The organism is Terriglobales bacterium, from assembly GCA_035573675.1.
Classification (GTDB): Bacteria; Acidobacteriota; Terriglobia; order Terriglobales; family Acidobacteriaceae; genus DATMAB01.
The window spans coordinates 53,505-78,131 of the sequence record DATMAB010000012.1 but is presented as its reverse complement, the minus strand read 5'-3'; the positions used below and the strand labels follow the sequence as shown (position 1 = coordinate 78,131).

At 63.8% G+C, this 24,627-nt stretch carries 19 protein-coding genes; 11 read left to right on the top strand and 8 right to left on the bottom strand.

Annotation, left to right across the window (positions count from 1 at the left end; genetic code table 11):
• Nucleotides 1-11 precede the first annotated feature (11 nt).
• Together VNK82_04285 and VNK82_04280 are read right to left on the bottom strand one after the other, a co-directional pair.
• Complete coding sequence (locus VNK82_04285; GenBank protein HXE90164.1) at nucleotides 12-2,129, bottom strand: sulfatase-like hydrolase/transferase; 2,118 nt, start codon at nucleotides 2,127-2,129, stop codon at nucleotides 12-14.
• Nucleotides 2,126-4,078, bottom strand: coding sequence for a sulfatase-like hydrolase/transferase (locus VNK82_04280; protein ID HXE90163.1), 1,953 nt, complete (start codon nucleotides 4,076-4,078; stop codon nucleotides 2,126-2,128). Before VNK82_04280 ends, VNK82_04285 begins: the two co-directional genes overlap by 4 nt.
• A 177-nt stretch (nucleotides 4,079-4,255) precedes the next feature.
• Between VNK82_04280 and VNK82_04275 the strand changes: the two genes are divergently transcribed.
• Complete coding sequence (locus VNK82_04275; protein ID HXE90162.1) at nucleotides 4,256-6,199, top strand: sulfatase-like hydrolase/transferase; 1,944 nt, start codon at nucleotides 4,256-4,258, stop codon at nucleotides 6,197-6,199.
• Between the two features lie 36 nt (nucleotides 6,200-6,235).
• Here the strand turns inward: VNK82_04275 and VNK82_04270 are convergent, their stop codons facing one another.
• Complete coding sequence (locus tag VNK82_04270) at nucleotides 6,236-7,480, bottom strand: alkaline phosphatase family protein (GenBank protein HXE90161.1); 1,245 nt, start codon at nucleotides 7,478-7,480, stop codon at nucleotides 6,236-6,238.
• A 217-nt stretch (nucleotides 7,481-7,697) separates the two neighbouring features.
• On the opposite strand from VNK82_04270, the gene VNK82_04265 reads away from it, so the two are divergent.
• From VNK82_04265 to VNK82_04250, 4 genes are all read left to right on the top strand, one after another.
• Nucleotides 7,698-9,377 (top strand): TldD/PmbA family protein, encoded by a 1,680-nt coding sequence (locus VNK82_04265; protein ID HXE90160.1) that lies wholly within the window; start codon nucleotides 7,698-7,700, stop codon nucleotides 9,375-9,377.
• Nucleotides 9,374-11,032, top strand: a complete 1,659-nt coding sequence (locus VNK82_04260; protein ID HXE90159.1) for a metallopeptidase TldD-related protein — start codon at nucleotides 9,374-9,376, stop codon at nucleotides 11,030-11,032. Before VNK82_04265 ends, VNK82_04260 begins: the two co-directional genes overlap by 4 nt.
• 16 nt (nucleotides 11,033-11,048) lie before the next feature.
• A complete protein-coding gene (locus tag VNK82_04255; GenBank protein ID HXE90158.1) occupies nucleotides 11,049-11,384 on the top strand; it encodes a DUF962 domain-containing protein in 336 nt (111 codons plus the stop codon).
• A 232-nt stretch (nucleotides 11,385-11,616) separates the two neighbouring features.
• Nucleotides 11,617-12,096, top strand: coding sequence for an IS1595 family transposase (locus tag VNK82_04250; GenBank protein HXE90157.1), 480 nt, complete (start codon nucleotides 11,617-11,619; stop codon nucleotides 12,094-12,096).
• Between the two features lie 158 nt (nucleotides 12,097-12,254).
• Here VNK82_04250 and VNK82_04245 read toward each other — a convergent pair whose 3' ends face one another.
• Complete coding sequence (locus VNK82_04245; GenBank protein HXE90156.1) at nucleotides 12,255-13,028, bottom strand: DUF3800 domain-containing protein; 774 nt, start codon at nucleotides 13,026-13,028, stop codon at nucleotides 12,255-12,257.
• A 560-nt stretch (nucleotides 13,029-13,588) separates the two neighbouring features.
• Between VNK82_04245 and ruvC the strand changes: the two genes are divergently transcribed.
• The 3 genes from ruvC to VNK82_04230 all read left to right on the top strand — a co-directional run bounded on the left by ruvC (nucleotide 13,589) and on the right by VNK82_04230 (nucleotide 16,600).
• Complete coding sequence (ruvC, locus tag VNK82_04240; protein HXE90155.1) at nucleotides 13,589-14,092, top strand: crossover junction endodeoxyribonuclease RuvC; 504 nt, start codon at nucleotides 13,589-13,591, stop codon at nucleotides 14,090-14,092.
• Nucleotides 14,089-14,829, top strand: coding sequence for a hypothetical protein (locus tag VNK82_04235; protein ID HXE90154.1), 741 nt, complete (start codon nucleotides 14,089-14,091; stop codon nucleotides 14,827-14,829). The genes ruvC and VNK82_04235 overlap by 4 nt, the downstream gene beginning before the upstream one ends.
• Before the next feature lie 112 nt (nucleotides 14,830-14,941).
• Nucleotides 14,942-16,600, top strand: coding sequence for a FecR family protein (locus VNK82_04230; protein ID HXE90153.1), 1,659 nt, complete (start codon nucleotides 14,942-14,944; stop codon nucleotides 16,598-16,600).
• Between the two features lie 69 nt (nucleotides 16,601-16,669).
• On the opposite strand, the gene amrB is transcribed toward VNK82_04230, so the two are convergent.
• The gene (amrB, locus tag VNK82_04225; GenBank protein ID HXE90152.1) at nucleotides 16,670-17,482 is read right to left on the bottom strand and encodes an AmmeMemoRadiSam system protein B; all 813 of its coding nucleotides are present in this window, start codon (nucleotides 17,480-17,482) and stop codon (nucleotides 16,670-16,672) included.
• Nucleotides 17,483-17,555: 73 nt separating this feature from the next.
• Nucleotides 17,556-18,413 (bottom strand): 16S rRNA (adenine(1518)-N(6)/adenine(1519)-N(6))-dimethyltransferase RsmA, encoded by an 858-nt coding sequence (gene rsmA, locus VNK82_04220; GenBank protein HXE90151.1) that lies wholly within the window; start codon nucleotides 18,411-18,413, stop codon nucleotides 17,556-17,558.
• Between the two features lie 50 nt (nucleotides 18,414-18,463).
• On the opposite strand from rsmA, the gene glgA reads away from it, so the two are divergent.
• Nucleotides 18,464-19,924 carry a glycogen synthase GlgA gene (gene glgA / locus VNK82_04215; GenBank protein HXE90150.1) on the top strand — a complete coding sequence of 487 codons (1,461 nt, stop codon included), beginning with the start codon at nucleotides 18,464-18,466 and terminating at the stop codon, nucleotides 19,922-19,924.
• Nucleotides 19,925-19,939: 15 nt separating this feature from the next.
• Here glgA and VNK82_04210 read toward each other — a convergent pair whose 3' ends face one another.
• Together VNK82_04210 and VNK82_04205 are read right to left on the bottom strand one after the other, a co-directional pair.
• On the bottom strand, nucleotides 19,940-21,322 hold the full coding sequence (locus VNK82_04210; protein ID HXE90149.1) for an amino acid permease: 1,383 nt from the start codon (nucleotides 21,320-21,322) through the stop codon (nucleotides 19,940-19,942).
• A complete protein-coding gene (locus VNK82_04205) occupies nucleotides 21,315-22,760 on the bottom strand; it encodes a sodium:solute symporter (GenBank protein HXE90148.1) in 1,446 nt (481 codons plus the stop codon). Before VNK82_04205 ends, VNK82_04210 begins: the two co-directional genes overlap by 8 nt.
• 103 nt (nucleotides 22,761-22,863) lie before the next feature.
• On the opposite strand from VNK82_04205, the gene VNK82_04200 reads away from it, so the two are divergent.
• Nucleotides 22,864-23,790 carry a BadF/BadG/BcrA/BcrD ATPase family protein gene (locus VNK82_04200; GenBank protein ID HXE90147.1) on the top strand — a complete coding sequence of 309 codons (927 nt, stop codon included), beginning with the start codon at nucleotides 22,864-22,866 and terminating at the stop codon, nucleotides 23,788-23,790.
• 25 nt (nucleotides 23,791-23,815) lie between these two features.
• Nucleotides 23,816-24,589 (top strand): hypothetical protein, encoded by a 774-nt coding sequence (locus VNK82_04195; GenBank protein ID HXE90146.1) that lies wholly within the window; start codon nucleotides 23,816-23,818, stop codon nucleotides 24,587-24,589.
• Nucleotides 24,590-24,627 lie beyond the last annotated feature (38 nt).

Sequence of the window (24,627 nt, the reverse complement as noted above, 5' to 3'; positions counted from 1 at the left end):
CAGGCCTGTCGTTAGCGCGGTACGTACTGGCAGAACTTCGATTCCAGCCGGCAGGCCTCTTCATATTCCGCCCGCGCCGCCTGCGTTTGCTTGAGCCTTTCCAGCGCTGCGGCCAGGTTCAGATGGGCTTCGGCGAAATCCGGCTTCTCCCGGATGGCGGTCCTATAGACTCCGACCGCCTTTCGGGTTTGTCCGGTTTGCCCGTAGGCAATGCCCAAAAAATTCAGCAGGCGGTAATCGTTCAGCCCCAATCTGTAGGCCTCAGCGAGATGCTGCGCTGCTTCTACATACCGCTGCTGGCGGATGCGCAGGATGCCCAGGTCGCGGCGTGCCAATGCGAAATGGGGCTGGATATCAATCACTTTCTGAAACGACCTGGCGGCCGCGTCGGGATCGTCTTTCAACTGCATCCAGCCGAGCTGGTATAAGGCGCGTGTGTTCTGAGGATTGAGCTTGAGCGCCTTGTCGAGCCACTTCGTGCCTTCCTGGGTCTGATTGAGAGCATGCAGGGCGCGCGCCACCGCCGTCATCGCCTGGTCGAAGTTAGGATTCAGCTCCAGGCAGCGCTGGAGTTCACGGGCAGCGGTCACCCAGTCCTCCTGCTGTAAGGCTGCTTCGCCCAGCATGAACGGGATGACGTACATGTTGGGTTCCTTTTCCCGAACCTGCTCCAGCAGCAGGCGGCTCTTCTCGAATTCTTTCAATTGCGCCAGGTCAATGGCGCGCAGGATGGTGTTGAACTCCCACACTCGATCCTTGGGATCGGCCAGGCCTGCGGCAAGTTGTTCTGCCGTGACTGACGTTCGGAAGCCGACGTAACCGAGCGCGCCCAGCTTCTCGATCGTCTCCGCGTCCAGGCCGCCCGCGCCGGGCTGCTGGGTCGGGGCAGGGAAGCGGCGCTGCAATTCTGCCAGCTTCTGTTTGAGCACGGCAGCCACGGCGGCTTGCCGCCCGACCAGGTTTTCCTTCTGCCCGGGATCCGTAACCAGGTCATACAACTCCGGCTTGGGCGCATCGATGTACTGGTAGCGCTCGGTCTGCAGGCTGCGCAGCGGACTCCAGCCGAATGAGCTGAAAGGGTAGAAGGTCTCGCTATAAGCCGGGCGATCGTCGGAAGTGGGTTCCAGCAGGCTCGGGGCCTGGAACTGCTTCTGGATCTCGTCGCGGATGCCCAGCATACCCACGATGGTGGGCGCAATCGCCAGGATCTCTACCGGCCGTTTGATCCGCCGCTCACTTCTAGTCGGGCGCGCCGGCGGCTTGACGATGAGCGGCACATGCACGGTGGAGTTGTAGATAAAGAAGCCGTGCTCGTTCTCTCCGTGTTCGCCCAGCGACTCGCCGTGATCGGCCGCCAGGATGATGAGCGTGTTGTCATAGAGGCGGCGCTTCTTCAGCCACTCCATCACCCGACCCACCTGAGCATCGGCGAACGCCACCTCGCCGTCGTAAGCACGGCCGGCGTACTGGCTGCGGAACGGTTCCGGCGGATCGTACGGGCTGTGGGGATCGTAGAGGTGCAGCCACAGGAAGAAGGGCCGGGCTGCGTTCTTGCCCAGCCATTCCAGGGCGCGGTCGGTCGAGCGGTCGCCTTTGCGTTCCACCAGCGCCAGGTCATGGGTCAGGAAGCTGGTGCCGGCGAACATGTCGAAGTAAAAATCAAAGCCGCGTGAGAGCCCCCAGCTCCGGTCCAGAACGAACGAGCTGACGATGGCGCCGGTGGCATAGCCGTTCTGCTTCAGGCTCTGGGCGATAGTGCGGAACTGCGGTCCCAGCGGCTGCCCGGTGAAGTCCTGCACTCCGTTCGAGAACGGATACATGCCGGTGAGAATGCCGGCGTGGGAAGGAAGCGTGAGCGGCACCTGCGCAAGGGCGCGCTCGAACAGAATGCCGTCTTTGGCCAGCGCATCGACGGCGGGCGTGAAGACGTTGGTAGCGCCGTAGGCGCCGATGCGATCTGCGCGCAACGTGTCCACCGTAATGAGCAGCACGTTGGGCCGGGCAGGCAGGCGCGAAACGCGCTTCGCCGGCGGCTGGGCCATTGCCGGCAGCGCCAGCAGGACCGCGAAGACTGCTGCCGCCATACTCCTGATGCCATCGAGCGAGAAGTTGGCCGTGTTCTGCCTCATTGCGAAGAATTACCTGCCCGCGCCTTGCGCAGTTCCTCTTCCGCTTGCTCGTGCAGGCCCTTCATCTGCAGGGCCTTGGCGATGGAAACGCGAACCGCTGAATTGTTGGGCATGTAGCGAAGGGCGGTGCGCAGAGCTGGCAGTGCCTCATCCGGCTTGCCCTGATAGAGGAGGACCTCGCCGATGGCGCGGTGAGCCGGTCCGAAAGTGGGCAGGATCTTGAGTGTCTGGCGGAAGGCTTCCAGGCTCTCCTCCGCGCGCCCCATTTGGATCAGCAACGCACCCAGGTCAAAAGCGGCGGTGAAATTGTTGGGATCGAGCTCGAGTGTGCGGCGCAGCAGTCGAGACGCTTCTTCCCGCTCTCCCAGCCGCGCCTTGGCCAGGCCGAGGTTGAAGACCGCGAGTGTGTAATCAGGGCTGGATTTCAGCACCAGCTCGAACTCCTGCGCGGCATTGGCCCACTCCTGCTTGCGATAGTAGTTCAGCCCTAGCAGGTAGTGGGTCGGGACCGAAGTCGGCTCGATCTCCACGGCCGCCTTCAGGTTGGCAATGGATTCGTCGTAGCGTCCACGCTGGCTCAGATTGAGCGCCTCCGAAACCAGTTCGTACATCTGGATGCGGTCTTTCGGGTCCGGCAGCTCGCGGTTGCTGATGGTGGGGTTGCCGCCGCCGGAAAAAGCTGCGTAGCCCAAGGCTTGAAGCCGCTCGGCCATCGAGGGGTCCAGTCCGGTCTTTTCCGCCATCTCTTTACCCGCCGAATAGTTCCGGATCACGTCGGCCAGTTTCTTCTGGAGTTCGCTGGCCACTGCGGGCTTCTGCTCGAACAGGTTCGTGCGCTCGCCGGGATCGGCGGACAGGTCGTACAGCTCCGGCTTGGGCGCGTCGATGAAGTGATAGTTCTCCACCTGGATGCCGCGCAACTCGCTCCAATTGAAATGCAGGCGCGGCAGGAAGGACTCTCCATACAAATGGCTTGTGCGCTCGCTCGACTTGCCTTGAAACAGCGGCAGCAGGCTCCGCCCCTGGACTTCAGCGGGCACGGGCAGCTTCAGCAGTTCGAGCGTGGTGGGCAGCACGTCCACCAGGTTCACAGGCTCCGCAATGCGTTTCGGCGCCGTGGCATCGCGGCCGGCAGGCTTGACGATCAGCGGCACGTGCATGGTGGTGTTGTAGATGAAAAACCCGTGCGTCTTCTCGCCGTGCTCTCCCAGTCCTTCGCCATGATCCCCGGCGAGCACAATCAGCGTGCGTCCATAAAGTCCCTGCTGCTTCAGGTAGGAGATGAGCCGTCCCACCTGCGCATCCGCAAAGGCGATTTCACCGTCGTAAGGGGAGTCCTTGTACTGCTGGTCATAGGGAGCGGGCGGGTTGTAGGGATGATGCGGGTCGTAGAGGTGCATCCACAGCAGGAAGCGCCGGTGAGCGTTCTTGCGCAGCCAGGCCAGGGCCTCGTCGGCCACCACGTTGCCGGGACGCTCCATGGCGTCCAGGTTGGTCTCCAGCATGCGATTGAAATCGAAATTGTCGTAGTAGAAATCGAAGCCGGAATCCAGCCCGAAGCGCGAATCCAGCACCGCCGCCCCTACCACCGCGCCGGTGGCGTACCCGCGACGACGCAGCACGGTGGCCAGGGTGGGCTGCTGCGGATTTAAGCGATTGCCGCTGAAGTCGTGCAGCCCGGTGTACATGGGATAGGTGCCGGTCAGCAACGAGCCATGCGACGGCAGCGTGATAGGAACCGCCGTGTAGGCTTTTTCAAACAGCACTCCGTCGGCGACCAAGGCGTCGATATTGGGGGTGCGGAGCCGTTCATAGCCGTAGCAGCTCAAGTGGTCGGGACGCAGCGTATCGATGGTGATCAGGACGACGTTGGGCGCGACGGAACGCGCCGGCCGGCGCGCCGCCTGGGCCCACCCCGACGGGGCGGTTGCCGCCAGCAGCATGCACACGAATGCCAAGCTTCGGAGGTGTGGGATCCTGGGATTCGACACGGACATCAAGGGTCAAGGTGCGTGCGTCCGACGAACACATTCGGGCCGCGCGCAGACAACTGACATTATATCGCGCGGCCGCACGACCGGCCGCCGGTTTCGTCACAGCTTGGCGCTATGCTAGTCTGGCCTGCGATGCGATTGCGTGGCTTCCTTTTTTTCTTTCTGTGGGTGCTGGCGACGACCCCCTACACCGCGGCGCAAACGCAGCCCGACGTCGTCCTGATCACCATCGACACGCTGCGCGCCGACCACGTCGGCTGCTACGGCTACGGCCGGGCGCAGACTCCGGCTCTCGATCGCCTGTGCCGTGACGGCATCCGCTTCTCCCAGGCCTTCACTCCCAGCCCGATTACCAATACCTCACACGCCAGCATTCTCACTGGACTTCTGCCCAGCACCCACGGCGTGACCGACTTCGGCGTGCCGCTCGGCGCTGCGCACGCCACCTGGGCGCAGATGCTCAAGCAGCGCGGCTACAGGACCGCGGCCTTCATCGGAGCCGTGATTCTGGACAGCTCCTCGCTGGCGCCCGGACTGGACCGCGGCTTCGACTTCTATGACAACTTCCCCAACCTGCCCAAATCCGCGCCGCGCTGGGGCAGGGTGGAGCGCCGGGGCATGGATGTGGTCGAGAGGGCCATCGAGTGGATGGGACGGAACCGCAGCGGTCCACGATTCCTGTGGGTGCATCTCTTCGACCCACACGATCCCTACGAGCCCCCCGCGCCTTACGACCAGCTATACAAGAACTCCCCCTACGACGGCGAGATAGCCTATGCGGATGCTGCGCTGGGCCGGCTCTTGACCTATCTGGACCGCCAGGCGCGGTACCGCTCGTCGCTGGTCGTCGTCGTAGGTGACCACGGCGAAGGTCTGGGCGAGCACGGCGAGGAGACGCACGGCATCTTCCTCTACGATTCCACCCTGCACGTGCCTCTGATCGTGAAGCTGCCGGGCGCCGCCCGCGCGGGCACGGTCAACAACAATCAGGTGCGCACCATCGACATCCTGCCGACCGTCCTTGCGCAGTTGCAGTTGCCCATACCCAAGGAGCTGCAGGGTCGCTCGCTCACACCCTCGCTGAAGGGAGAGTCTCTGCCGGAGATCCCGGCCATTGGAGAAACCGACTATCCGCTGCGTTTCGGCTGGGCGCCGCTGCGATCTGTGCGCTGGGAGAACTCGAAGTTCATCGAGGCTCCCCGTCCTGAGTTCTACGACCTTGTGGCCGACCCGGGCGAAACACGCAATGGATACGAGCCCTGGAATCCCCAGGTGCAGGCGGCCCGCGCGCTGCTGGCGGAGTTCCGCGCCGGCGCCGAACCAGGGAGCGCGGGGAAGGTTCCTCAGGAGACGCTGGAGCACCTGAAGGCGCTGGGATACCTGGGCAGCGATCCTGGCCAGACCAACGTGCCCGAGCCATCGCTGCTGCCTGATCCTAAGGACAAGATCGAGTTGCAGAATCTGCTGCATCGCGCCTTGATGGCCGACGAGGGCGGGCGACCCGACGTCGCCCGGGCCGCCCTGGAGAAGGCCATCGCGCTGGATGAGACGTCCGCCGTCGCCTTCCTGCAACTGGGCCAGATCGAGTTGGCGCAGGGTGATTACGCCAAGGCGGCGCAGCACCTGGCACGAGCCCGCGCCTTGCGGTCCAACGACGCCGCGGCAGCCTGGTACCACGGCCAGGCGCTCGAAAAGCTGAACGACCTGGCCGGCGCCCGCGACGCTTTGAACGAGGCCCTGCGACTTGCTCCCGGCCAATACGATGCCCGCGTGCTCCTGGGACGCGTCTATGCGCGCCTGGGGGATGCCGCTGCCGCCCGCGATCAGTTCGAGGCTGCGACGCTGTTGCGTCCTAAAGCCGCCGCGGCCCGCGTCGAGTTGGCGCGCATGTTCCTGGCTGAGAAGCGGTATGCCGACGCAGCCAGCCAGCTGGAACGGGCCTCGCAGGGGGAAGCGCCGACCGCCGACGTCTACCGCCTGTTGGCCGAATCGTATCGCGGTCTGGGACGAGTGGAAGAAGCAAAGCGCGCGGAAGCGCAGGCCGCATCCCTGCTCAAAGAAAATCAGGCGCCCTGAAAAACGGGCGCCTGGTTCCGATCGGACTGCTCTGGTCTAGTGGGCGTGTTCTGTCTTGGCGGCAGCTTCCGCGACCTTGGTGCCGTCCTCGAAGATTTCCGTGAGCACGCGGCCTTTCATCTGCTTTGGCTGCGGAATCCCATACAGGTGCAGCAGCGTAGGCGCGATGTCGAAGGCGCTGACCGGCAGACCCTGCAACTGGAAGCCTTTCTTGATGCCCGGTCCGACCGCGATGAATGCTCCCGGCACTTCGTCGCCATCGTTGAAGTCGTGTTTGGCGATGACGCTATCCATGGGGTGATCCATGTGTTCGTGGTGGTCGCTGTAGCGCAGCGGCTTGATCCCATGGTCCGACACGATGAACACGTAGGTGTTCTCATCCACGTGCTTCAGGATCGATCCCAGCACCTTGTCGAAAGCGCGATATTGGTTGGGAAACGCGTCCACACGGGCCTGGTGGATCTTCGCGTTGTATCCCACGTTGTGCGGCTGGATGGGATAAAGCCAGTGGCCCGTGCGGTCTTCGCAGGATTGGACCAGGAACGTGAAATCCTTGGGATACTTGGTCAGCAGGTAGTCGAACAACTTGGTTTGCTGAGCGCGGATGGTATCCACCTTGGCCAGCCACTGGTTGATGGCTTCCGCCTCGTGTCCGGCCAGAGCTTCGTTCTTCGGGATGCGCGCGCAGTCGATGTAGAAATCGCCCACGTTGGCCAGCAGTTCATCCTTGAGCGCCGCCGGATACACCGGATCGCCGCCCTGCACCTCGGTCAGTTTCGGAGAACACAGGACGCCATCCTCGCAGTCCTTGCCCCGCGTCAGCATGCCGCTGACCATGTAGCCGTTCACCGGCATCACCGGGAACGTACCCGGCACGTTGGCCATGCCCACCGAGACGCCGTTCTTCGAGAGGATGGACCAGATGGGCTCCTGCTTCAGCATGTGGGTGTTGGCCGTCTGGCCGTTCACCACAAACCCCGTCACTCCGTTCTCGACCGGAGGCGTGCTGGTAAAGAAGGTCGTATAGACCTTGGGACAATTGGGCGACGAGAGGGTCTTCAAGTAGCCCGACGTTCCGTTCTCGATCAAACGGGCCAGGTTGGGCAGTTCGCCCCTCACCAGCAGCGGACGCAGGAAGTCCCACTCCGCTCCGTTCACCCCGATTACCATGACTTTTGGCTTCGCCTTGGAAGCCTGGGCCCCAGTGTCCGCCACCAGCCAAGCCCCGAGGACGCACACCGCCAGCAGCGCCAAACCCATGAATCTCAACCGCTTCGACATGAAACAAACCCCCAGAGGACGAAGTTGCAAACCTCAAAAATTATACTCTCTGGCGGGCGCTGCTGGGGCCGACTTGTCCCCGGAATTTGGGAGCGCTGCCCGGGGGGCCGTCACAGGACGCGACGGAACTTCCGCGCTTCCTGTACACTCAATAACTGGCATGAGCGTGTTTCGTTCTCGTCCTGTTGTACTCCTCCTCCTCTGGACCCTGTTTTCCATGCCGGCCACCGGCGGCATGGCGGCGAAGCCAGCAGCCCCTGACGCTTCCTCGGCTCTGCTCCTGGAAACGCTCGAGCAGGAACTGAACCGGGCGATGCAGGAACTGTCCAAAGCGGAGCCTGCGCCCTACTACATCAGCTACGCCGCTTCCGAGCACAATCTTGAGGTGGTCTCAGGCAGCCAGGGTGATCTATTCAACCCCTTGTCCCGTCGCGTGCGCTCGGTGGATGTGACGGTACGGGTGGGCGGCCATCAGCTCGACAACACACACAATCACCGCCGCCCCAGCGGGTTGGGCTCGACCCTGCTCCCCATCGAGGACGACCGGGAGGCCATCGCCCGGGCGCTTTGGCTGACCACCGACCGCCAGTACAAGATTGCGTCGCGTGCGCTCCTTGAGGTGCAGACCGAGCACCAGGTCAAAGCCGAGGAGGAAGACTCTTCGCCGGATTTCAGCAAGCAGAAGCCGCACGTGCATATCGGACAACCGGCCCCGGTTCCACAGCTCGACCGCAACGCGTGGCAGGAGCGTGTGCGGCGACTCTCCGGGATATTGCGGGAATATCCAGAGATTTACGGTTCTTACGTCACCCTCGTGGTGGACGCTTCCACGCGCTACTTCGTGAGCAGTGAAGGCTCGCGCGTGATGACCTCGGAGTCGCTCAGCCGCTTGGTGGTCTACGCGGAAACGCGCACCGACGACGGCATGGAGCTGTTCCGGGCCGAGACGTTCGATGCCTCGACGCCCGACGGCTTGCCTCCGCAGGCGGAGGTCACGGCCAAGGTCCGCAAGCTCGCCGAAGACCTGCGCGCGCTGCGCAAGGCCCCGCTGGTCGAGCCCTACGCCGGGCCCGCGCTGCTTTCCGGACGCGCGGCGGCCGTGTTCTTCCACGAGGTGCTCGGGCATCGTCTCGAGGGCCAGCGGCAGCGCGGCGATGAGGAAGGCCAGACCTTCGCCAAGAAAGTCAATCAGAAGATCCTGCCCGACTTCCTCAGCGTCGTGGACGATCCCACCCTGAAGACCCTGGGCGGCGTGGAGCTCAACGGCTACTACCAGTTCGACGACGAGGGCGTTCCAGGCCAGCGCGCGGAGGTGGTGAAAGACGGCGTCCTGAAGGGCTTCCTTATGTCTCGCATGCCGGTCCAGGGTTTTGCCGAGTCGAACGGTCATGGACGTGCCCAGGAAGGGCTGATGCCCGTGGGCCGCCAGGCCAACCTCATTGTCACTTCCACGCACACCGTCCCTGACGCACAGCTTCGCCAGAAGTTGATCGACGAAGTAAAGCGCCAGAACAAGCCTTACGGGCTCTACTTCGAGGACATCGCCGGCGGCTTTACATTGACTACGCGCTTCCTGCCGCAAGCCTTCCAGATCCTCCCCATCATGGTGTGGCGCGTCTATCCCGACGGACGACCGGACGAGCTGGTCCGCGGCGTGGACATCGTGGGCACGCCCCTGGTGGCGCTGAACCGGCTGATCGTGACCGGCGATACCACCCAGGTCTTCAACGGCATCTGTGGCGCGGAAAGCGGCAACATCCCGGTGTCGGCTTCGGCCCCGGCCATCCTGTTCTCCGAGATCGAAGTGCAGAAGAAAGCGGTGTCACGCAACCGCCCCCCGATTCTGCCGCCGCCGGCCTTCGAGACCGGTGTCCGGCCCCCGGAGGTGCAGCGATGAAGCGCAGCGCCCGCCTTCTGGCCGGAATCGCCCTCCTCGCAGTTGCGTGCTCCGCGCCCGCCCAGCAGACCGCCCCCGGCGCCGGTGACGATCCCGTCTTGCGCGCCATGAGCGCCGAACTGGAGCGGTCCCGCGCGCGGTTGCAACTGGAAAAGCTCGACCGCCCGTACTACATCGAATACTCGGTGACCGACGCCGAGGAGCATTCGGTCGATGCCGCCTTCGGCGCGCTGTTGCAGGAGAACCGTCAGCGCAGCCGCCTGATCCGCGCCGTCGTGCGCGTCGGCGACTACAAGGACGACAGCTACTTCGGCCCCGGCCAGGGCCAGGTGGCCTTTGCCACCGTAGGCGACGATGAGCTGGCCCTGCGCTTCCAGCTCTGGCTGGCCACCGACGCCGCTTACAAGAACGCCCTGGCGGCCCGCAGCGCCAAGCAGGCCATGCTCAAGGACCTCGTGGTCGAACATTCGGTGGACGACTTCTCACGCGAACCCAGCACCGTCTCTCTTGGCCCCCTGGTTCCGGGTGAGAAGGATCCCGAAGGCCGGCGGGACCTCGCGCGCTCGATTTCCGCCCTCTTTCGCTCGGACCCGAAGATCGACTCCGCCAACGTTCACTATGAGTATCGGGGCGTGAACCGGTATTTCCTGAATACGGAAGGCACGGTCGGTCGCAGCGGCCGGGAGAACTACACCCTGTACTTCACTGCCTCCACGCAGGCGCCGGACGGCATGCGCCTCAACCTCAGCCGCGACTGGGTCATGGCCCGCGGTGAAGAGCTTCCGCCCGCCAGGGTGGTGCAGGAAGCGGCGCGCAAGCTGGTCGCGGACCTGGCGGCCCTGCGCCAGGCGCCCGTGGTCGAGGACTATCGCGGCCCCGTGCTGTTTGCCGCCGACGCCGCCAAGATGATCTTCTGGAACCTGGTCGGCCCCGCCATCACCGGCGACCAGCCGGCCCCCGGCGATTCCGCCCGCACCACCGGCCCCTGGGCCACGTACTACAAGAGCCGCGTTCTCCCGGATTTTCTGAGCGTCGTGGACGACCCTACCGCCACGAGCTTCAACGGGCGCACGCTGGTCGGGAACTACGAACTGGACGACGAAGGGGTCACGGCCGTTCCCGTCACCGTGGTCGAGAAGGGCATGCTGGTGAACTATCTGGTCGGGCGGCGGCCCATCCGCGATTTTCCGCATTCCAACGGCCACGGCCGGGCAGCCCCGGGTGGAGCGCCGGTGGCCAGCTTCGCCAACCTCTTCGTGCGCGCCAATCCCGGCTATTCGCTCGAGGAGCTGAAGCGGAAGCTGATCGAATTATGCAGGCAGCAGGACAAGCCGTACGGTTATTTTGTCTACAGCGCCGCCTCGGGTAACAACGTCGTGCCGGAACTGATGTACCGCGTGTGGGCCGCGGATGGGCGCATGGAACTGGTGCGCGGCGGCACCTTCGCCGAGCTGGACATGCGGACGCTGCGCAACTCGATCATTGCCGCCGGCGACGACCTGCAGGCCGATAACAGCAACGAGGCCATCCCCAAGGCGGTCATCAACCCCTCGGTGCTGTTCGAGGAACTCGAAGTGCGGCGCAACACCCGGCTGCAGGAGACGCTGCCCGCCTATCCGCCGCCGGGTATGCGAACCGCTGTCGCTGGCCACTGAACTGGGAGGGATGCGAATGGCTCGCGAGTTCAAGAACTACGACCAGTTCTTCGCTTTCTACGTGCAGCAGCACAGCCACCCCGGCAACCGCGCCCTGCACGCCGTGGGCACCGCCTCGGGCATCCTCACTGTCATCGTCGCGCTGGCCTTGGGCAAACCACTCTGGGCCTTCCTCTGGATCCCCATCGCTTACGGCTTCGCCTGGACCGGCCATTTTCTGCTGGAGCACAACAAGCCCGCCACCTTCGGCCATCCCCTGTGGTCGTTCCTCAGCGACTTCCGCATGCTGGGCCTGATGCTGACCGGGCGCCTCGGTCCGTGGCTGGAGCGCGACCGTGGGCCCGCGGCCTGAAGAGGGGACCGCCAATCGGGCATCGTGCCCGCTCATTTTGCGCTAGTTGCCGGTTCGAGCCGTTCATTGCCCACCTCCTGTGTGCTCACGGCGGCCACCTTCACCCAACTCGCTAGCAGGGTCAATGGACGCCGTCTGGACTCCTTCCGGAACGTGGCTGGACACGTAAGGGCAATAATATACTTGACAAATCAGTGGCGAGGGTAGTATCGCCTTGTTTAGGAGCAAGGCCATGAAGCCCAAGACCCTGCAAGAAGCTATCCGGTACTTCGGAGACCCCGACAACGCCTTGGCCTATATGGCTAGGTTGCGCTGGCCGAACGGCGTTCCGATTTGTCCCATCTGCGCTCGGACTGATGCCGTGTTCCTCAAGAATCAGCGGAGGTGGCAGTGCAAGAGCGTTCACAAGAAGCGGCAGTTCAGTGTGAAGGTCGGAACCATCTTTGAGGACTCCCCGATCCCCCTGGATAAGTGGCTCACCGCAGTCTGGATGCTGGTCAACTGCAAGAACGGCATCAGCAGCTATGAACTCGGCAGGGCTATCGGCGTCACCCAGAAGTCGGCATGGTTTATGCTCCACCGCATTCGCCTCGCCACGAAGGGGGGTGGCTGGGTCATTCAGCGGAAGCTGGGTGGCCCAAGCGGAGTAGAAGTTAAGCGCCTCACCTATGCCGAGCTCACGGGCAAAGTTGGTGAAACGACGCCGTTCTAGCGCTTGGCGCGGGAAGCGCGGCCTAAAGCGGAAGTCTTAGATTTCCGCTTCTCTGCTTTAGTCCGCTTCTCTGCGTCTAGCTTCGCCCTGATCTCATCGTGTGATACAGACAATAGTCGCCGCATCGCTCGGTCAAACATCTTGTACTGGTCCGACATTCATTTCTTCCGTTTGCCGTGCAATTTTCTCAGCATCTGTATGTGGGGCTCCATCTCCCGCGCCAACTCCCGCAATTCCTGTTGTGATTTGGAGGACATGAGTTGCCGTATAGCGTTCCTGCTTACATCCACGTGAACACCAGGCTGGCGTTCCAATATTGGCGAACACAACCTAGTTCGCAGCGAATTGGGATCGCGCATTTCCTGTAGGCGAGCATACGTCAGATAATCGGCGGGCTGCGTAAGGCAGGTGGAATCTTTCGGCACGAACTCGACCCCAGCCAAGCACGGGACGCCGTGATTGACAAAGGCGGGAAAAGCCATCGAATAAGCCTTAAGGATTACCGGAATTATCCGGTCAAAATGCTCGTTGTACTCAAAGACGATCTTTATTCTCTCGTCCAGCAGCCGGACGTAATTCATGAGAATTAGACCAAGGAATTCTGCGGCGACAAAATATCCGTGCTGGAGCTTTCTGCTTAGAGTAGTTTGCTCAACGAGGTCGGAGTAGTCGGAAACACGCAACCGCGCCCACACTGGAATCAACCCACACTCGTGCGGTATTGGGCCCAATCTCTTGAGCAGCGCCTGAATGCGTTTGGTGTTTTTCCAGCGGAGTTTAGACATGTGGAGGCCCTTGCGTTGGCCTAGTGCGCTCCGCCATTCCCGCCCACAAAGACCCCAGTCGGCATCTCTGCCAAAGAAGCCACCCATGACAATAATGCCCTGGTCGCCGTAGCCACTTTCGTCTATGTACGCAGTTAACAGAAGCATCCACTCCGGAGGGCAATCGTGCGGTGTTCTCATCAGTTCCGCAAGGCGGTTCACCGCACCCCCCCGCCTACGTCCCTTGGTGCCATTATTCTCCGGGGGGGCGTGATTCCGCAAGTATATTATCGCCCACGTAAGTCGCTGAAAAAGCGAGCCGAATTCAAGGGACCTATAGCCTCACCCTCCTTCCCGGTCATCCCGCTCGGCCGCTGCCAGCCCACACCGCTGTTAGGGGACTTCCGAAGGGTCCACGGTCGGTCTGCCGTTAGACGCGAAAGAAAACTTCTCATCTGTACACTTTTCCGCTTGACATGATGCCTTGGTCGTGCTATAGGGTTTAATGTATGGTTTTCTAGAAGGAAATAGCGTCCGAGGACGCTGCTAAGTCGTTTCTTTTGACGATTTTGCTTTTAAGTTCTTTGACATCAGGATTTTGACTCACCCAAATCCCGTAAACCCCTTCTTTTGACGATTTTGCGAAAAATAGGGGGAGGGGGGTACCCCACCCACCGTTGGTTTCGGGAGGAAGGCCATGCTCGCCTGACCTGAGGTACACTCCCTGCATGCGGGTGCTCGGGATCGACTGCGGCAGCGAGAGGACCGGGTTCGGCGTCGTCGAGTTGGGAGTAGGCAGTACGCTGCACTGCGTGGCCGCGGGCGTCATCCGGTTGCCGGTGCGCGACGGGTTGCCGCGCCGCTTGGAGCGCATCTTCCAGGAGCTGTCCGCGGTGATTGTGGAGCACCGGCCCGAGATGGTGGCCATCGAGGACGTCTTCCACGCCGCCAACGCCAAATCGGCGCTCAAGCTGGGGCACGTGCGCGGCGTGGCCATGCTGGCGGCGGCGCACGCCGGCCTGGGCGTGGCCGAGTACGCGCCGCTGGCGGTCAAGTCGGCGGTGGTCGGCTACGGCAAGGCCGAGAAGTCCCAGGTGCAGCAGATGGTGGCACGCTTGCTCCATCTCGAGGCCCTGCCCGAGCCCCCGGACGTGGCCGACGCTCTGGCCATCGCCATCTGCCATTTGCACACCGCGGCCACCATGGCGAAACATCGGAGCGTTGCGCCGTGAGGGGAGTGGCTGTGCGGCAGTCTCGGACTTGCGTCGCATTCGTCGTACTGGTGCTTGTAGGCGCTGCGGTTGCGGATGAGACGGGCCAGGCCGCCTCGGTCGGCCCCAAGCTGACGCCGCCCACCATCACCTTCACGTTCGATTTTCCCCGCGGCCGGCCGGCCTACTTCTCCATTACTCTGGATGCAACCGGACAGGCGGTGTACGAGTCGCGCGACCACGGGTTTCCCGAAGAGCCCGCTGAGCTCGACGAGCCTTATCGGAAAAGCTTTCTCGTTTCGGCGCCCACTCGCGACCGCATCTTTGCGCTGGCTCACAGCGTGAACCTTTTCCGGGGCGATTTCGACTACACCAGGCGGAAGATTGCCAACATGGGACGCAAGACCCTGGTGTGGTGGGACGGCACCGAGCGCATCGCCACCAGCTACAACTGGTCGGAGAACGGGTACATCGACGATCTGACGACCATCTTCATGGGCATCGGGAGCACGCAGGAGTTCGGGCGGCGTCTGGAGTTCCTGCGCCGCTACGACCGCTTGGGTCTGGATGCTGAGCTGAGGAGCATGGAAGAACAGGTCAAGGGCAGGCCCGCGGGCCTGCCGGAATTGCAGTCCATCGCGGGCCTGCTGCGCTCCATCGCCAAGGACCCGGCTGTGATGAAGATCGCCCGGCAGCGTGCCGAGCGCCTGCTGGCCTCGATGCCGGGCGGCGCGGCGGCCGGGCCGGCCCCCCACTAAAGTGGCCCCCCGGCGGCCTGTCCCACCCTTTTGCGGGCTTCTGGAGCGTGGATTCCTGCATCCGGGGGTTAGAATGAATGTATCTAATAGAGCGGGGCACAGAGGGGGTCCTATGACCATCCGAAAGCTGGGTCCTGTACCGGTGGTGGCGCTGGTTGCGCTGGCCGCCACCCTGTTCGTACCCGCCGCGTTTGCCGATTCCAGCGTGCGCATTGTGCGCTTGAGCTATGCCGACGGCGACGTGTACCTGGACCGCCGCGACGGCCGCGGTTTCGAGCGCGCCGTGATGAACATGCCGGTGGCGCACGGGAACCGCGTACAGACGGGACATGGCGCCCTGGCCGAGGTCGAGTTCGAGGACGGCGACACCATCCGGCTGACGCCCAACACCCTGGTCGAACTGCAAGAGCTGGGCCTGCGCGGTTCCGGACAGCGATATACCGTCGCCCTGCTGGAAGACGGCACGGCCTACTTCGATCTGAATGAGAATCGCGACGACGACTTCCACGTGCTGGCGGGACGCCAGGAAATCACCCTGCGCAAGGATTCGCGCTTCCGCCTGACCGTGGGCCAGCGCCAGATGGAACTGGCCGTGTACAAGGGCGAGGTTACCGTTTCCGGGCCGGGCACGGTCGTGGCCGTGCGTAAGAACGAGACCTTCAACCTGGATTTTGAAGATCCGGGCCGTTACTACCTGGCGCGCTCCATCGAAGAAGGCTCCTACGATCAGTGGAACCGTGACCGGGACGACTACCGCGAACGCTACTCCCGGTCCAGCTATTCCAACGGTTCGTCGTACGGCGGCTACTCTTCGTATGCGGGCTACGGCTGGAGCGATCTGAACTACTACGGGAACTATATCTTCGTGCCGGGGTACGGCTACGTGTGGCGTCCGTTCTTCGTGGACGCATACTGGAATCCCTACCTGAACGGCGCCTGGGTTTACTATCCCGGCTTCGGGTACATGTGGGTTTCGGCGTATCCGTGGGGCTGGCTGCCCTATCGTTACGGCGGTTGGTTCTACCTGTCGGGCTACGGATGGTGCTGGCAACTGGGCCATAACCGCTGGCGGTGGAACAACTGGCACACGGTGACGCCGGTGTACCGCGCGCCGCGCGGCTTCACCGCGCCGGCCCCTCCTTCCCGGTCGGCGGGCGCAGTCGTGCCCGTGGGAAGCGGCCTGCAGCCCATAGTTCCGAACCGCAACGACGGCGAGCGCGGAGCGCCCGGCCGCAGGCGGGCCGTGATCGAGGACCTCCAGACCTCAGGCAATCCGCAGGGTAACGCGTTCCGCGGCGGCATCACGACAACGCGAGTGGAGCCCGAGCCGGCCGTGGAGCGATCTCGCGGAGACTCCAGCTTCGGCGGCGGTGGCGTGCAGCGCGGTGGCGGAGTGAACTCAGGTTCGAGCGGCAGCGAACCCACTGTGATGCGTGGCCGGACCATGGATCGTGATGTGGGCAGCCGCGATGCTGGCGTGGTCAGCAAGGGTCAGTCGCGCGCCGCACCAGAATTACGTCAGGAGGGTCGAGTCGCAGACCGCGGTTGGCGCAGTTTTGACAGCGGCGGGAGTTCGGGCCGGCAGGCGAGCCCCGGCAGCGGCGCTTCAACGCAGGCGCGTCCAGCGCCGTCGTACCGGTCGTCGGGTGGAGCCGCCGGCGGTTATTCCGGAGGAAGGTCCGCGGGCGGGAACTACGGAGGGGGAGCACGCTCGTCCGGCGGCAGCAGCGGGGGCGGTGCAAGCAGAGGAGCCTCTTCGAATCCGCGCTGATTCCTTCTCTTCACAACCCAGACCGGGGGCGGCCTTTGCCGCCGCCCCTTTTTCGTTGTGAACCGGTGCTCAATGGACGACGATGCCTGCGTATCCAACGACACGAGCGCGGTCGCCGGAAACATCACCCGACGTAGCGTACTTCACTAGTTCGGCTTGGGTCGCACCCAGGCGTTTGGCCGCGGTCAGCATGGTGACGGCCGGCCCGAAGCCGCACATGCTGATCTGCTCGTTGCGGACGACGTCGTAGAGCCGGCGCGCGTCCACAGCCAGCATAGGTTCAATGGCCTTGGCGTCCTTGACGCGCGTGACTGCGTCCGATTCGTAGTGGTTCATGTCGCTGGAGGCGATGATCAGAACGGGTTCGCTGTGTGCGGCGATGACCTCGGCGATTGCGTCACCCAGCTCGGCCAGCGGCTGAAACGAGCCGACCCCGATCGCGATCGGCACGAACACAAAGTCGGTGCGAAGCGCCTGCAGGAAGGGAAGCTGCACCTCCAGCGCATGCTCGGAGCGATGGGCGAGCGCGTCGTCGCTCAGCAGATCGCAGCGCGCCAGGAGCTGTGCGGCCAGGGGTTCGTCGATGCGGACGTCCCCCAGCGGCGTGCGCCATGCGCCGCGCGACATGATGGCCAACGGCTCACCTGCACCCGTGTGATTGGGGCAGAGAATCAGGAAGCGGCGAGGCAGCTCGAGGCGCGCGTACACAGCGCCGGCGACGTGTCCGGAATACATGTAACCGGCGTGCGGCGCCACACAGCCCACGGCGCGCAGTTTCCCGGAGGGCGACCCGATGTAAGAGCGCACGTCCCGGAGCAGAGTCTCCGCCCGGCCGGGATAGAAATAGCCGGCCACGGCGGGTTCGCGCACTGCGGTGCTCATGGGCTCCTCCAGTCCGGAGGAAGATTACGTTCCGTCGCTTCAGCGGCCAAGGCCGCAAAGGCACTGCCGGCCATCATTCAATCGCCGGCGTCCTGTGACGAAGACTGTGGAACAAAGCCGCGGTCTTCTCCAACGAGAGCGCCTCGGCGCGGACGTCACCGCGAACGTCCGCCTCGGCCAACGCCCGCAGAACTGCCGGCTCCTCGTAACGGAACTTCAAATTGTTTCGCAGCGTCTTGCGCTTTTGTCCGAAACAGAGCTTGAGGAATTCCACGAACTCTTCGGCGACGATCCCCAGCTCGGCGTCCCTCGGGGATATGGTAAGCCGCAACAAGGTGGAATGCACCTTGGGCGGGGGCGAAAAGGCGCCGGGCGGGAGAGTGAAGAGTTTCTCCACGCGGGCGTAAAGTTGGGCTGTGGCGGACAGGACGCCGTAATCCCGCGTGCCGGGGCGTGCGATGACGCGCTCGGCTACTTCACGCTGCACCAGAACGACAATGCGCTCGATGGAGCCGGCAAACGTGAACAGGCGCATGAGAATGGGCGAGGTGATGTAGTAGGGCAGGTTTCCGACCACGACCGCCCTGCCGCCGACACGACGGGGAATCACCGCGCCGGGTTCAATGGCGATAAGAGAGGAAAGGTCGACGGAGAGGATGTCGGCCTCGACGATCTCAACATTGGGTTGGCGGGCATAGCGCAAACCAAGCTGCGCGGCCAGCAGGCGGTCGACTTCGATGGCGATGAGGCGGCGGGCACGGCGGGCCAGAAGGTCCGTAAGCGCTCCGCGTCCCGGTCCGATCTCGACTACGGTGGAGCCGGAGAGGTCGCCGAGGGCATCTACGATGCGCTGGGCGGCGTGCGGGTCGGAAAGAAAATTCTGGCCGAGTCGCGGCCGCCGCTTTGCGTTGACCCTGATTGTCCGTGCCATTAGACTATGCAATCTCTTCGCATCCCACGCGCCGACGGGAGGTTCCCAGCATGCACATCACGTTCGCTGCCTCGGAGTGCGTACCGTTCTCGAAGACTGGAGGCCTGGCGGACGTCGTGGGAGCCCTGCCTTCCGCGCTGGCTGCCCTCGACCACCAGGTCACCGTCTTCCTCCCGCGCTACCGGCAGACGAAGCTCAGCGATGCCAGGACGGCGATCCGCAGCCTGACCATCCCGTTCGACGACCGTTACCGCTTCTGCTCGGTGCTCGACGGCGGCACACGAGCCGGCGTCCGATTCTACTTCATCGAGTATCCGCCCTTCTTCGACCGGGACCAGTTGTACGGCACGCCGAGCGGCGATTACCCGGACAACGCCGAGCGCTTCGCGCTGTTCAGCCGTGCGGTGCTGGAAGCCTCGAAAATCCTGGGCATCCCCGATGCGTTCCATTGCCATGACTGGCAGTCGTCGCTGATTCCCATCCTCCTGCGCACGGTGTACGCCGAGGATCCGGTGTTCCACAACGTCCCGATCGTGTTCACCATCCACAACATGGGATACCAGGGCCTGTTCCCTCCCGACACGCTGCCGCTGCTCATGCTGCCCTGGGACCTGTTCACGATCTCGAAGCTGGAGTTCTACGGAAGGGTGAACTTCCTGAAAGGCGCCCTGGTGTTTTCCGATTTCATCACCACGGTGAGCAAGAAGTACAGCCAGGAGATCCAGACGGCGGAGTACGGCTTCGGCCTGGAGGGCGTACTGCGCGGGCGCGCGGCGTCGGTCACCGGCATCCTGAACGGCGTGGATTACGCCGAGTGGAGTCCGGAGAACGACAAGTTCACTGTGGCCAAGTACTCTCCGGAGGACTTGAGCGGCAAGAAGGAGTGCAAAAAGGACCTGCTGGCGACCTTCGGCGTGCCGGACACGGCGCGGGACCTGCCCGTCATCGGCATCGTTTCGCGCTTCGCGGCGCAGAAAGGCTTTGACCTGATCGCGCAGGTGGCCGACCGCCTGGTCCGCGAGGAGCTGATCATCGTGGCGCTGGGCACCGGAGACGCCGAGTACGAGGAACTGTTCCGCAACCTGAACCGGCAATATCCGCAGAAGTTCGCGGTCAAGGTGGCGTACGACAACGCGGTGGCGCACAAGATCGAGGCGGGCGCGGACATGTTTCTGATGCCTTCCCGGTACGAACCCTGCGGGCTGAACCAGATCTACAGCCTCAAGTACGGCACCGTCCCAATCGTGCGGGCGACCGGCGGCCTGGACGACACCATCGAGCCGTGGGACGCGCGCACGCGGAAAGGGACAGGGTTCAAGTTCAGCGAGTACAGCGGTGAAGCTCTGCTGGCCACCATCCGCACGGCGCTCGCCGCCTACCAAGACCGCGAAGGATGGCAGGTGCTCATGCGCAACGGCATGAGCAAGGACTTTTCCTGGCTGGCTTCAGCGAAGGAGTACGTGCGCGTGTATGAACGCGCACGGCAGGCCCGGCCGGCGACCGCGGCGTAACAGCTCTGCTTCACTTCACCTTCCTGGCTTCCTGGCGAAGAAGTAGAACACGGGCACACCCGCGAGGATTACGAGCGATCCCCACATCGAATTCCGCAGATTCTCGGTGAACGAGTAATAAAGCAGGACGGCTGAGGCGGCGATGAAGAGGCCGGGCACAATCGGGTATCCCCAGGCGCGGTAGGCGCGCGGCGCATCGGGTTCACGACGGCGGAAGACGAAGATGCTGCCGGCGGCGATCATGTAGAAAATCCACTCCGCGAAGATAGCCAGCGAGAACAACTGCTGGAAGCTGCCGCCGACCAGGATCAGCAGAATCGTCAGGCCCGACTGGAACAAGAGCGCCATGGTCGGAGTGTGGTAGCGGGGATGAACGGTCGCCAGGCGGGGGAAGAAGTACCCGTCCTGGGCGGCAGCAAACGGGATGCGTGCGCCGGCCAGGATCTGTCCGTTCATGGTGACGAACATGGAGAGCGCCATGCCGGCGGTGACCAGTCCGGCGCCGAAAGGGCCAGCCACCATCTGGGTGGCCAGGGAAGCAGGGCGTTCGGCGGCCGCCACGGCTTCCGCAGGCATGACGTACTGGACCGCCGCATACATCAGGATGTAGAGGAAGGCCACAGCGAAGATGCCCGCAATCAGGGCGAGGGGAATGGTGCGCTCAGGCTGGCGAATCTCCGAGGCCACCATAGGAAGATTGTTCCAGCCGTCATAGGCCCAGAGTGCCGCAATCAGGGCGATCATGAAGCCCGCGATGCCACCCTTGGCCTCCGGGTAGTGGCTGGAAAAGTTTTCCCATTGGCCGCCAGTCAAGGTGAAGCAGACCGCGGCAATGCCCACGATCATGGCGACTTTCAGGATTGTGAACACCACCTGGAACTCGCCCGCACGGCGCACGCCAATCCAGTTCAGCGCCGTGAGCAGGATGATCACCGTGACCGCCAGAAAATGGCCCCAGGTGATGACCATGCGCTCGGAGAAGATGGGCACACTCAGCAGCTCATGGCTCAGGAAATGCAGGGCGGGGAAATTGCCGAGCACACGTACGAAGCCGCTACTCACGGTGGCGATGGAAGCGGGCTTACTGATGGTGAAGGTGGCCCAGGCATAAAGAAATCCGAGCAGGGGGCCGTAGGCGTCGCGGATGTAGACGTACTCACCTCCAGCGCTGGGCCTCATGGCGCCCAGCTCGGCATAGGTGACGGCGCCGAAGAACGAGAGCACGCCGCCCGTCAGCCAGGCCAGAAGCACGATCTCGACCGAGCCGACGGCCTGCATCATTTCCTTCGGGACAAGGAAGATTCCGCTGCCGATGATGATGCCCACCACCAGAGCGGCAGCATGGCGGATGCTCAAATCGCGAGCGAGATGAGCGCGGGCTGCGCCGGCGTCAGGCATGGGCCTGTCCAGTCCCGGCCAGCCGAGCGCTGGCGAGGTAGCCGACGGCAAAAGTCACAAGGGTCCCCAGCGGCACGTACCAGGTCCAGGGAAGCGAGGTGGCTACCCACGCGTAAAGGTTGACCGCCAGCCCCGCAGCCATCCCGATAGAAGCGCCACGGCTGTTTGCGGCGCGCGTGAGCGCTCCCAGGAGGAAGACTCCGAGCAGCGCGCCGTAGGCCACAGAAGCGATGGCGAGGCCGACCTCGACGACGCGCCCGCTGCGCCGTGAGAGCAGGGCCACGACGAACAGCACGATCGCCCACACGAACGTGATGCGGCGCGAGAGGCGCAGGCGGCGCGGCTCGTCGGCCTCGGGACGGCGGCGCAGCAGGAAGTCCACGACCGTGGTCGAAGCCAAGGAACTCAGCGAGGAACTCAGGGTAGACATGGCGGCCGCCAGTATTGCTGCGATGAGCAATCCGGTGACACCCGGAGGCATGTGCTGGACGATGAAGGCCGGGAAGACGAGGTCCGACTTGGCGAAACGGGCAGAAGGTTCAACCAGGCGGTAGAAGGCGAACAAGGCGACGCCGATCAGCAGGAAAAGAGCGAACTGCAGGAAGATGACGACGCCGCTCGAAAGCAGCGCCAGGCGCGATTCCCGCAATCCGCGAGCCGCCAGCAGCCGCTGCACCATGAGCTGGTCGGTGCCGTGGCTGGCGGTAGTGAGAAAGGCGCCGCCCATCAGGCCCGCCCAAAACGTATAGGGTGTCGCGAAGGTCCAGGAGAAATCCAACGCCTGCCACTTGCCGTGGACAGAGCCGAGTTCGACGATGGCAGGCCATCCTCCGGGCACGGCGGCAAGAATCAAAAACAGGCCGACGAGCGTGCCAGCGAGATAGATGAAAAGTTGAACCACATCAGTCCAGATGACGGCGGCCAATCCGCCTTCCAGGGTATAGATGAGCGTCAGGACGGTAATCAGCGCGACGGAGGCCACGTCGCCGGCACCGATGGCGAGCATCACCACCATGGAAACGGCCCAGACGCGGACGCCGTCGGCCGCCGCGCGCAGCAGCAGGAACATGCCGGCGGTCAGGCTGCGGAGACCGGAGCCGAAACGATGTTCGATGAGCTGGTAGGCGGTGAACAGTTCGCCGCGGAAATACAACGGCAGCAGGACAAAAGTGATGACCACACGGCCCACGCAGTAGCCCAGGGCGACCTGCAGGAAGCCGAGATTGGTGTCGAAGGCGAGGCCGGGAATGCTGATGATGGTGAGAGTGCTGGTCTCGGTTGCGACGATGGAGAGCGAGATAGCCCACCAGGGCACGTTGCGGTCCGCGAGGAAGTAGTCGCGCAAGCTACGGCCTGGCTTGCGAAAGCGGATCCCGAAGGCGGTGATGCCGGCCAGGTACAGCGCGACGATCAGCAGGTCCAGGGGGCGCAGCGCCATCGGGCTGCGGCTACGATACGCGGCAGGCGGCATCCGGGCAAGCATCTCCTGGGGTAGAAACGCCGCGCCGGATTCCGCGTGGTATGTGGTAGAAAAGGGGCCGATGGGCCTGTACATCGGCATCGACGGCGGGGGCACAAAGACCGACTGCGTCGTGGGCGACGACCATGCCGTGCTGGGACGAGCGACCACCGGCGGCTGCAAGGTAACTCGGGTGGGAGAGGCCGAGGCGCGCGCGAACCTGCAGAAGGCCATCGCCGAAGCTTGCCGCGCCGGGCGCGTCGAGCCGCGCGGCGTTTCCCGCGTGTGTGTCGGGCTGGCGGGTGCCTCGGACACCGATTCCTGCCAGGTGGTGCAGCGCATCGTGGCAGAAGTGGTGCCGGCCTCGGTCGAAGTGGTCGGCGACATGGTGGTTGCGTTCGAAGCGGCCTTTCGCGAAGGAGCCGGGGTACTGGTGAGCGCCGGGACGGGTTCGATCGCCTATGGGCGCAATGAGCGTGGCGAGACGGCGCGCGCCGGAGGCTGGGGCCCTGTGGTCTCCGACGAGGGCTCCGGCGACTGGATCGGCCGGGCCGCGGTGGCAGCCGCGCTGCGCGCCTTCGACGCCGGTACCACTACGGCTCTGGCCGCCGGGATCCTCAATGCCTGGCAGGTGGCGACACGCGATGACGTGGCGCGCATGGCCAACTCCCATCCGCCGCCGGATTTTGCCGCACTCTTTCCGATAGCGCTGACGGCAGCGGACCGAGGCGATGCGCTGGCGCGCGACATTCTGATCCGCGCCGGTACGGAGCTGGCGCAACTCGCGCGCATTGTTTCACGGCGTCTGTGGCCGGGGCAGAGTGCGGTGCGAGTGCGCATCTGTGGCGGCGTGTTCATGAACTCGTTCTGCGTGCAACAGGTGTTCGAGAATTCGCTGCGAGCCGAGCGTCCCGACGCCGCAGTCACCTTCGGCATGGTGGACGCCGCCGCCGGCGCCCTGGCGTATGCCCGGCGGGGCGCCACGCGCCCGGCCGCGATCATGGTGTAGACTCCGCCGAGGATTCCGACGAAGCATGGATCAGCACCGGTCGAATCCCGCCACGCGGCCTGCGCGACTTGCCGAGGAAGGTCCGCTCGAAAACCTCCTGCACCATCCTGCCGAAGAGGTGCAGCGGCACGTCGCAGCGCACCCGCATCTGAATGAAGACCTGGCCCTGGCCTTCCTGGCACGGCGGGACCTGGCGCGCACGGCGATCGAAGACCTCACAAAAAACGCGGGCGTGATGAAGAGCCGGAAGGTCATCAGCGCCATCGTGATGCATCCCCGAGCGCCGCGGCACGTCTCGCTGCCCATCATCCGGCACCTGTACACGTTCGAATTGATGCACGTCGCCCTGACGCCACAGGTGCCGGCGGACATCAAGATGGCGGCCGAAGAAGCCATCGTGGGACGGCTGGAAACCGTTTCGTCGGGGGAACGGCTGAGTCTGGCGCGCCGGTGCTCTACCCGTGTGGCCGCGGCGTTGTTGCTGGATAAAGAGGACCGAGTCATCGAGGCGGCGCTGAACAATCCGCACCTGACCGAAGCCTGGGTGGTCAAAACGCTGATGAACGAAGACGCGCCGCAAGCTTTCGTCGAGATGACCTGCCGTCACCAGAAGTGGTCGTTGCGGCAGGAAGTGCGCGTGGCCCTGGTGCGTAACGCAAAGACGCCATTCGCACGCGTGCTTCAGTTCGCGCAAGCGCTGCCCACCGCCAGCCTGCGCGACGTGCTCCGCCACGCCCGGTTGGAGGCCAACATCAAGATGTACCTAATGCAGGAGCTGGAAAGTCGTGAGCGCAAGTGAGACATTATATATATCTGCTAATTAGCTGTATATAGGAC

Bases quoted from the DNA above. Each gene is read 5' to 3' on its own strand.
- rsmA (HXE90151.1), bottom strand. From the start codon at position 18,413: ATGGCACGGACAATCAGGGTCAACGCAAAGCGGCGGCCGCGACTCGGC.
- VNK82_04195 (HXE90146.1), top strand. From the start codon at position 23,816: ATGGATCAGCACCGGTCGAATCCCGCCACGCGGCCTGCGCGACTTGCC.
- VNK82_04200 (HXE90147.1), top strand. From the start codon at position 22,864: ATGGGCCTGTACATCGGCATCGACGGCGGGGGCACAAAGACCGACTGC.
- VNK82_04255 (HXE90158.1), top strand. From the start codon at position 11,049: ATGGCTCGCGAGTTCAAGAACTACGACCAGTTCTTCGCTTTCTACGTG.
- VNK82_04245 (HXE90156.1), bottom strand. From the start codon at position 13,028: ATGCTTCTGTTAACTGCGTACATAGACGAAAGTGGCTACGGCGACCAG.
- VNK82_04205 (HXE90148.1), bottom strand. From the start codon at position 22,760: ATGGCGCTGCGCCCCCTGGACCTGCTGATCGTCGCGCTGTACCTGGCC.
- VNK82_04230 (HXE90153.1), top strand. From the start codon at position 14,942: ATGACCATCCGAAAGCTGGGTCCTGTACCGGTGGTGGCGCTGGTTGCG.
- glgA (HXE90150.1), top strand. From the start codon at position 18,464: ATGCACATCACGTTCGCTGCCTCGGAGTGCGTACCGTTCTCGAAGACT.
- VNK82_04210 (HXE90149.1), bottom strand. From the start codon at position 21,322: ATGCCTGACGCCGGCGCAGCCCGCGCTCATCTCGCTCGCGATTTGAGC.
- VNK82_04265 (HXE90160.1), top strand. From the start codon at position 7,698: ATGCCGGCCACCGGCGGCATGGCGGCGAAGCCAGCAGCCCCTGACGCT.
- VNK82_04270 (HXE90161.1), bottom strand. From the start codon at position 7,480: ATGTCGAAGCGGTTGAGATTCATGGGTTTGGCGCTGCTGGCGGTGTGC.
- VNK82_04285 (HXE90164.1), bottom strand. From the start codon at position 2,129: ATGAGGCAGAACACGGCCAACTTCTCGCTCGATGGCATCAGGAGTATG.
- VNK82_04275 (HXE90162.1), top strand. From the start codon at position 4,256: ATGCGATTGCGTGGCTTCCTTTTTTTCTTTCTGTGGGTGCTGGCGACG.
- ruvC (HXE90155.1), top strand. From the start codon at position 13,589: ATGCGGGTGCTCGGGATCGACTGCGGCAGCGAGAGGACCGGGTTCGGC.
- amrB (HXE90152.1), bottom strand. From the start codon at position 17,482: ATGAGCACCGCAGTGCGCGAACCCGCCGTGGCCGGCTATTTCTATCCC.
- VNK82_04250 (HXE90157.1), top strand. From the start codon at position 11,617: ATGAAGCCCAAGACCCTGCAAGAAGCTATCCGGTACTTCGGAGACCCC.
- VNK82_04260 (HXE90159.1), top strand. From the start codon at position 9,374: ATGAAGCGCAGCGCCCGCCTTCTGGCCGGAATCGCCCTCCTCGCAGTT.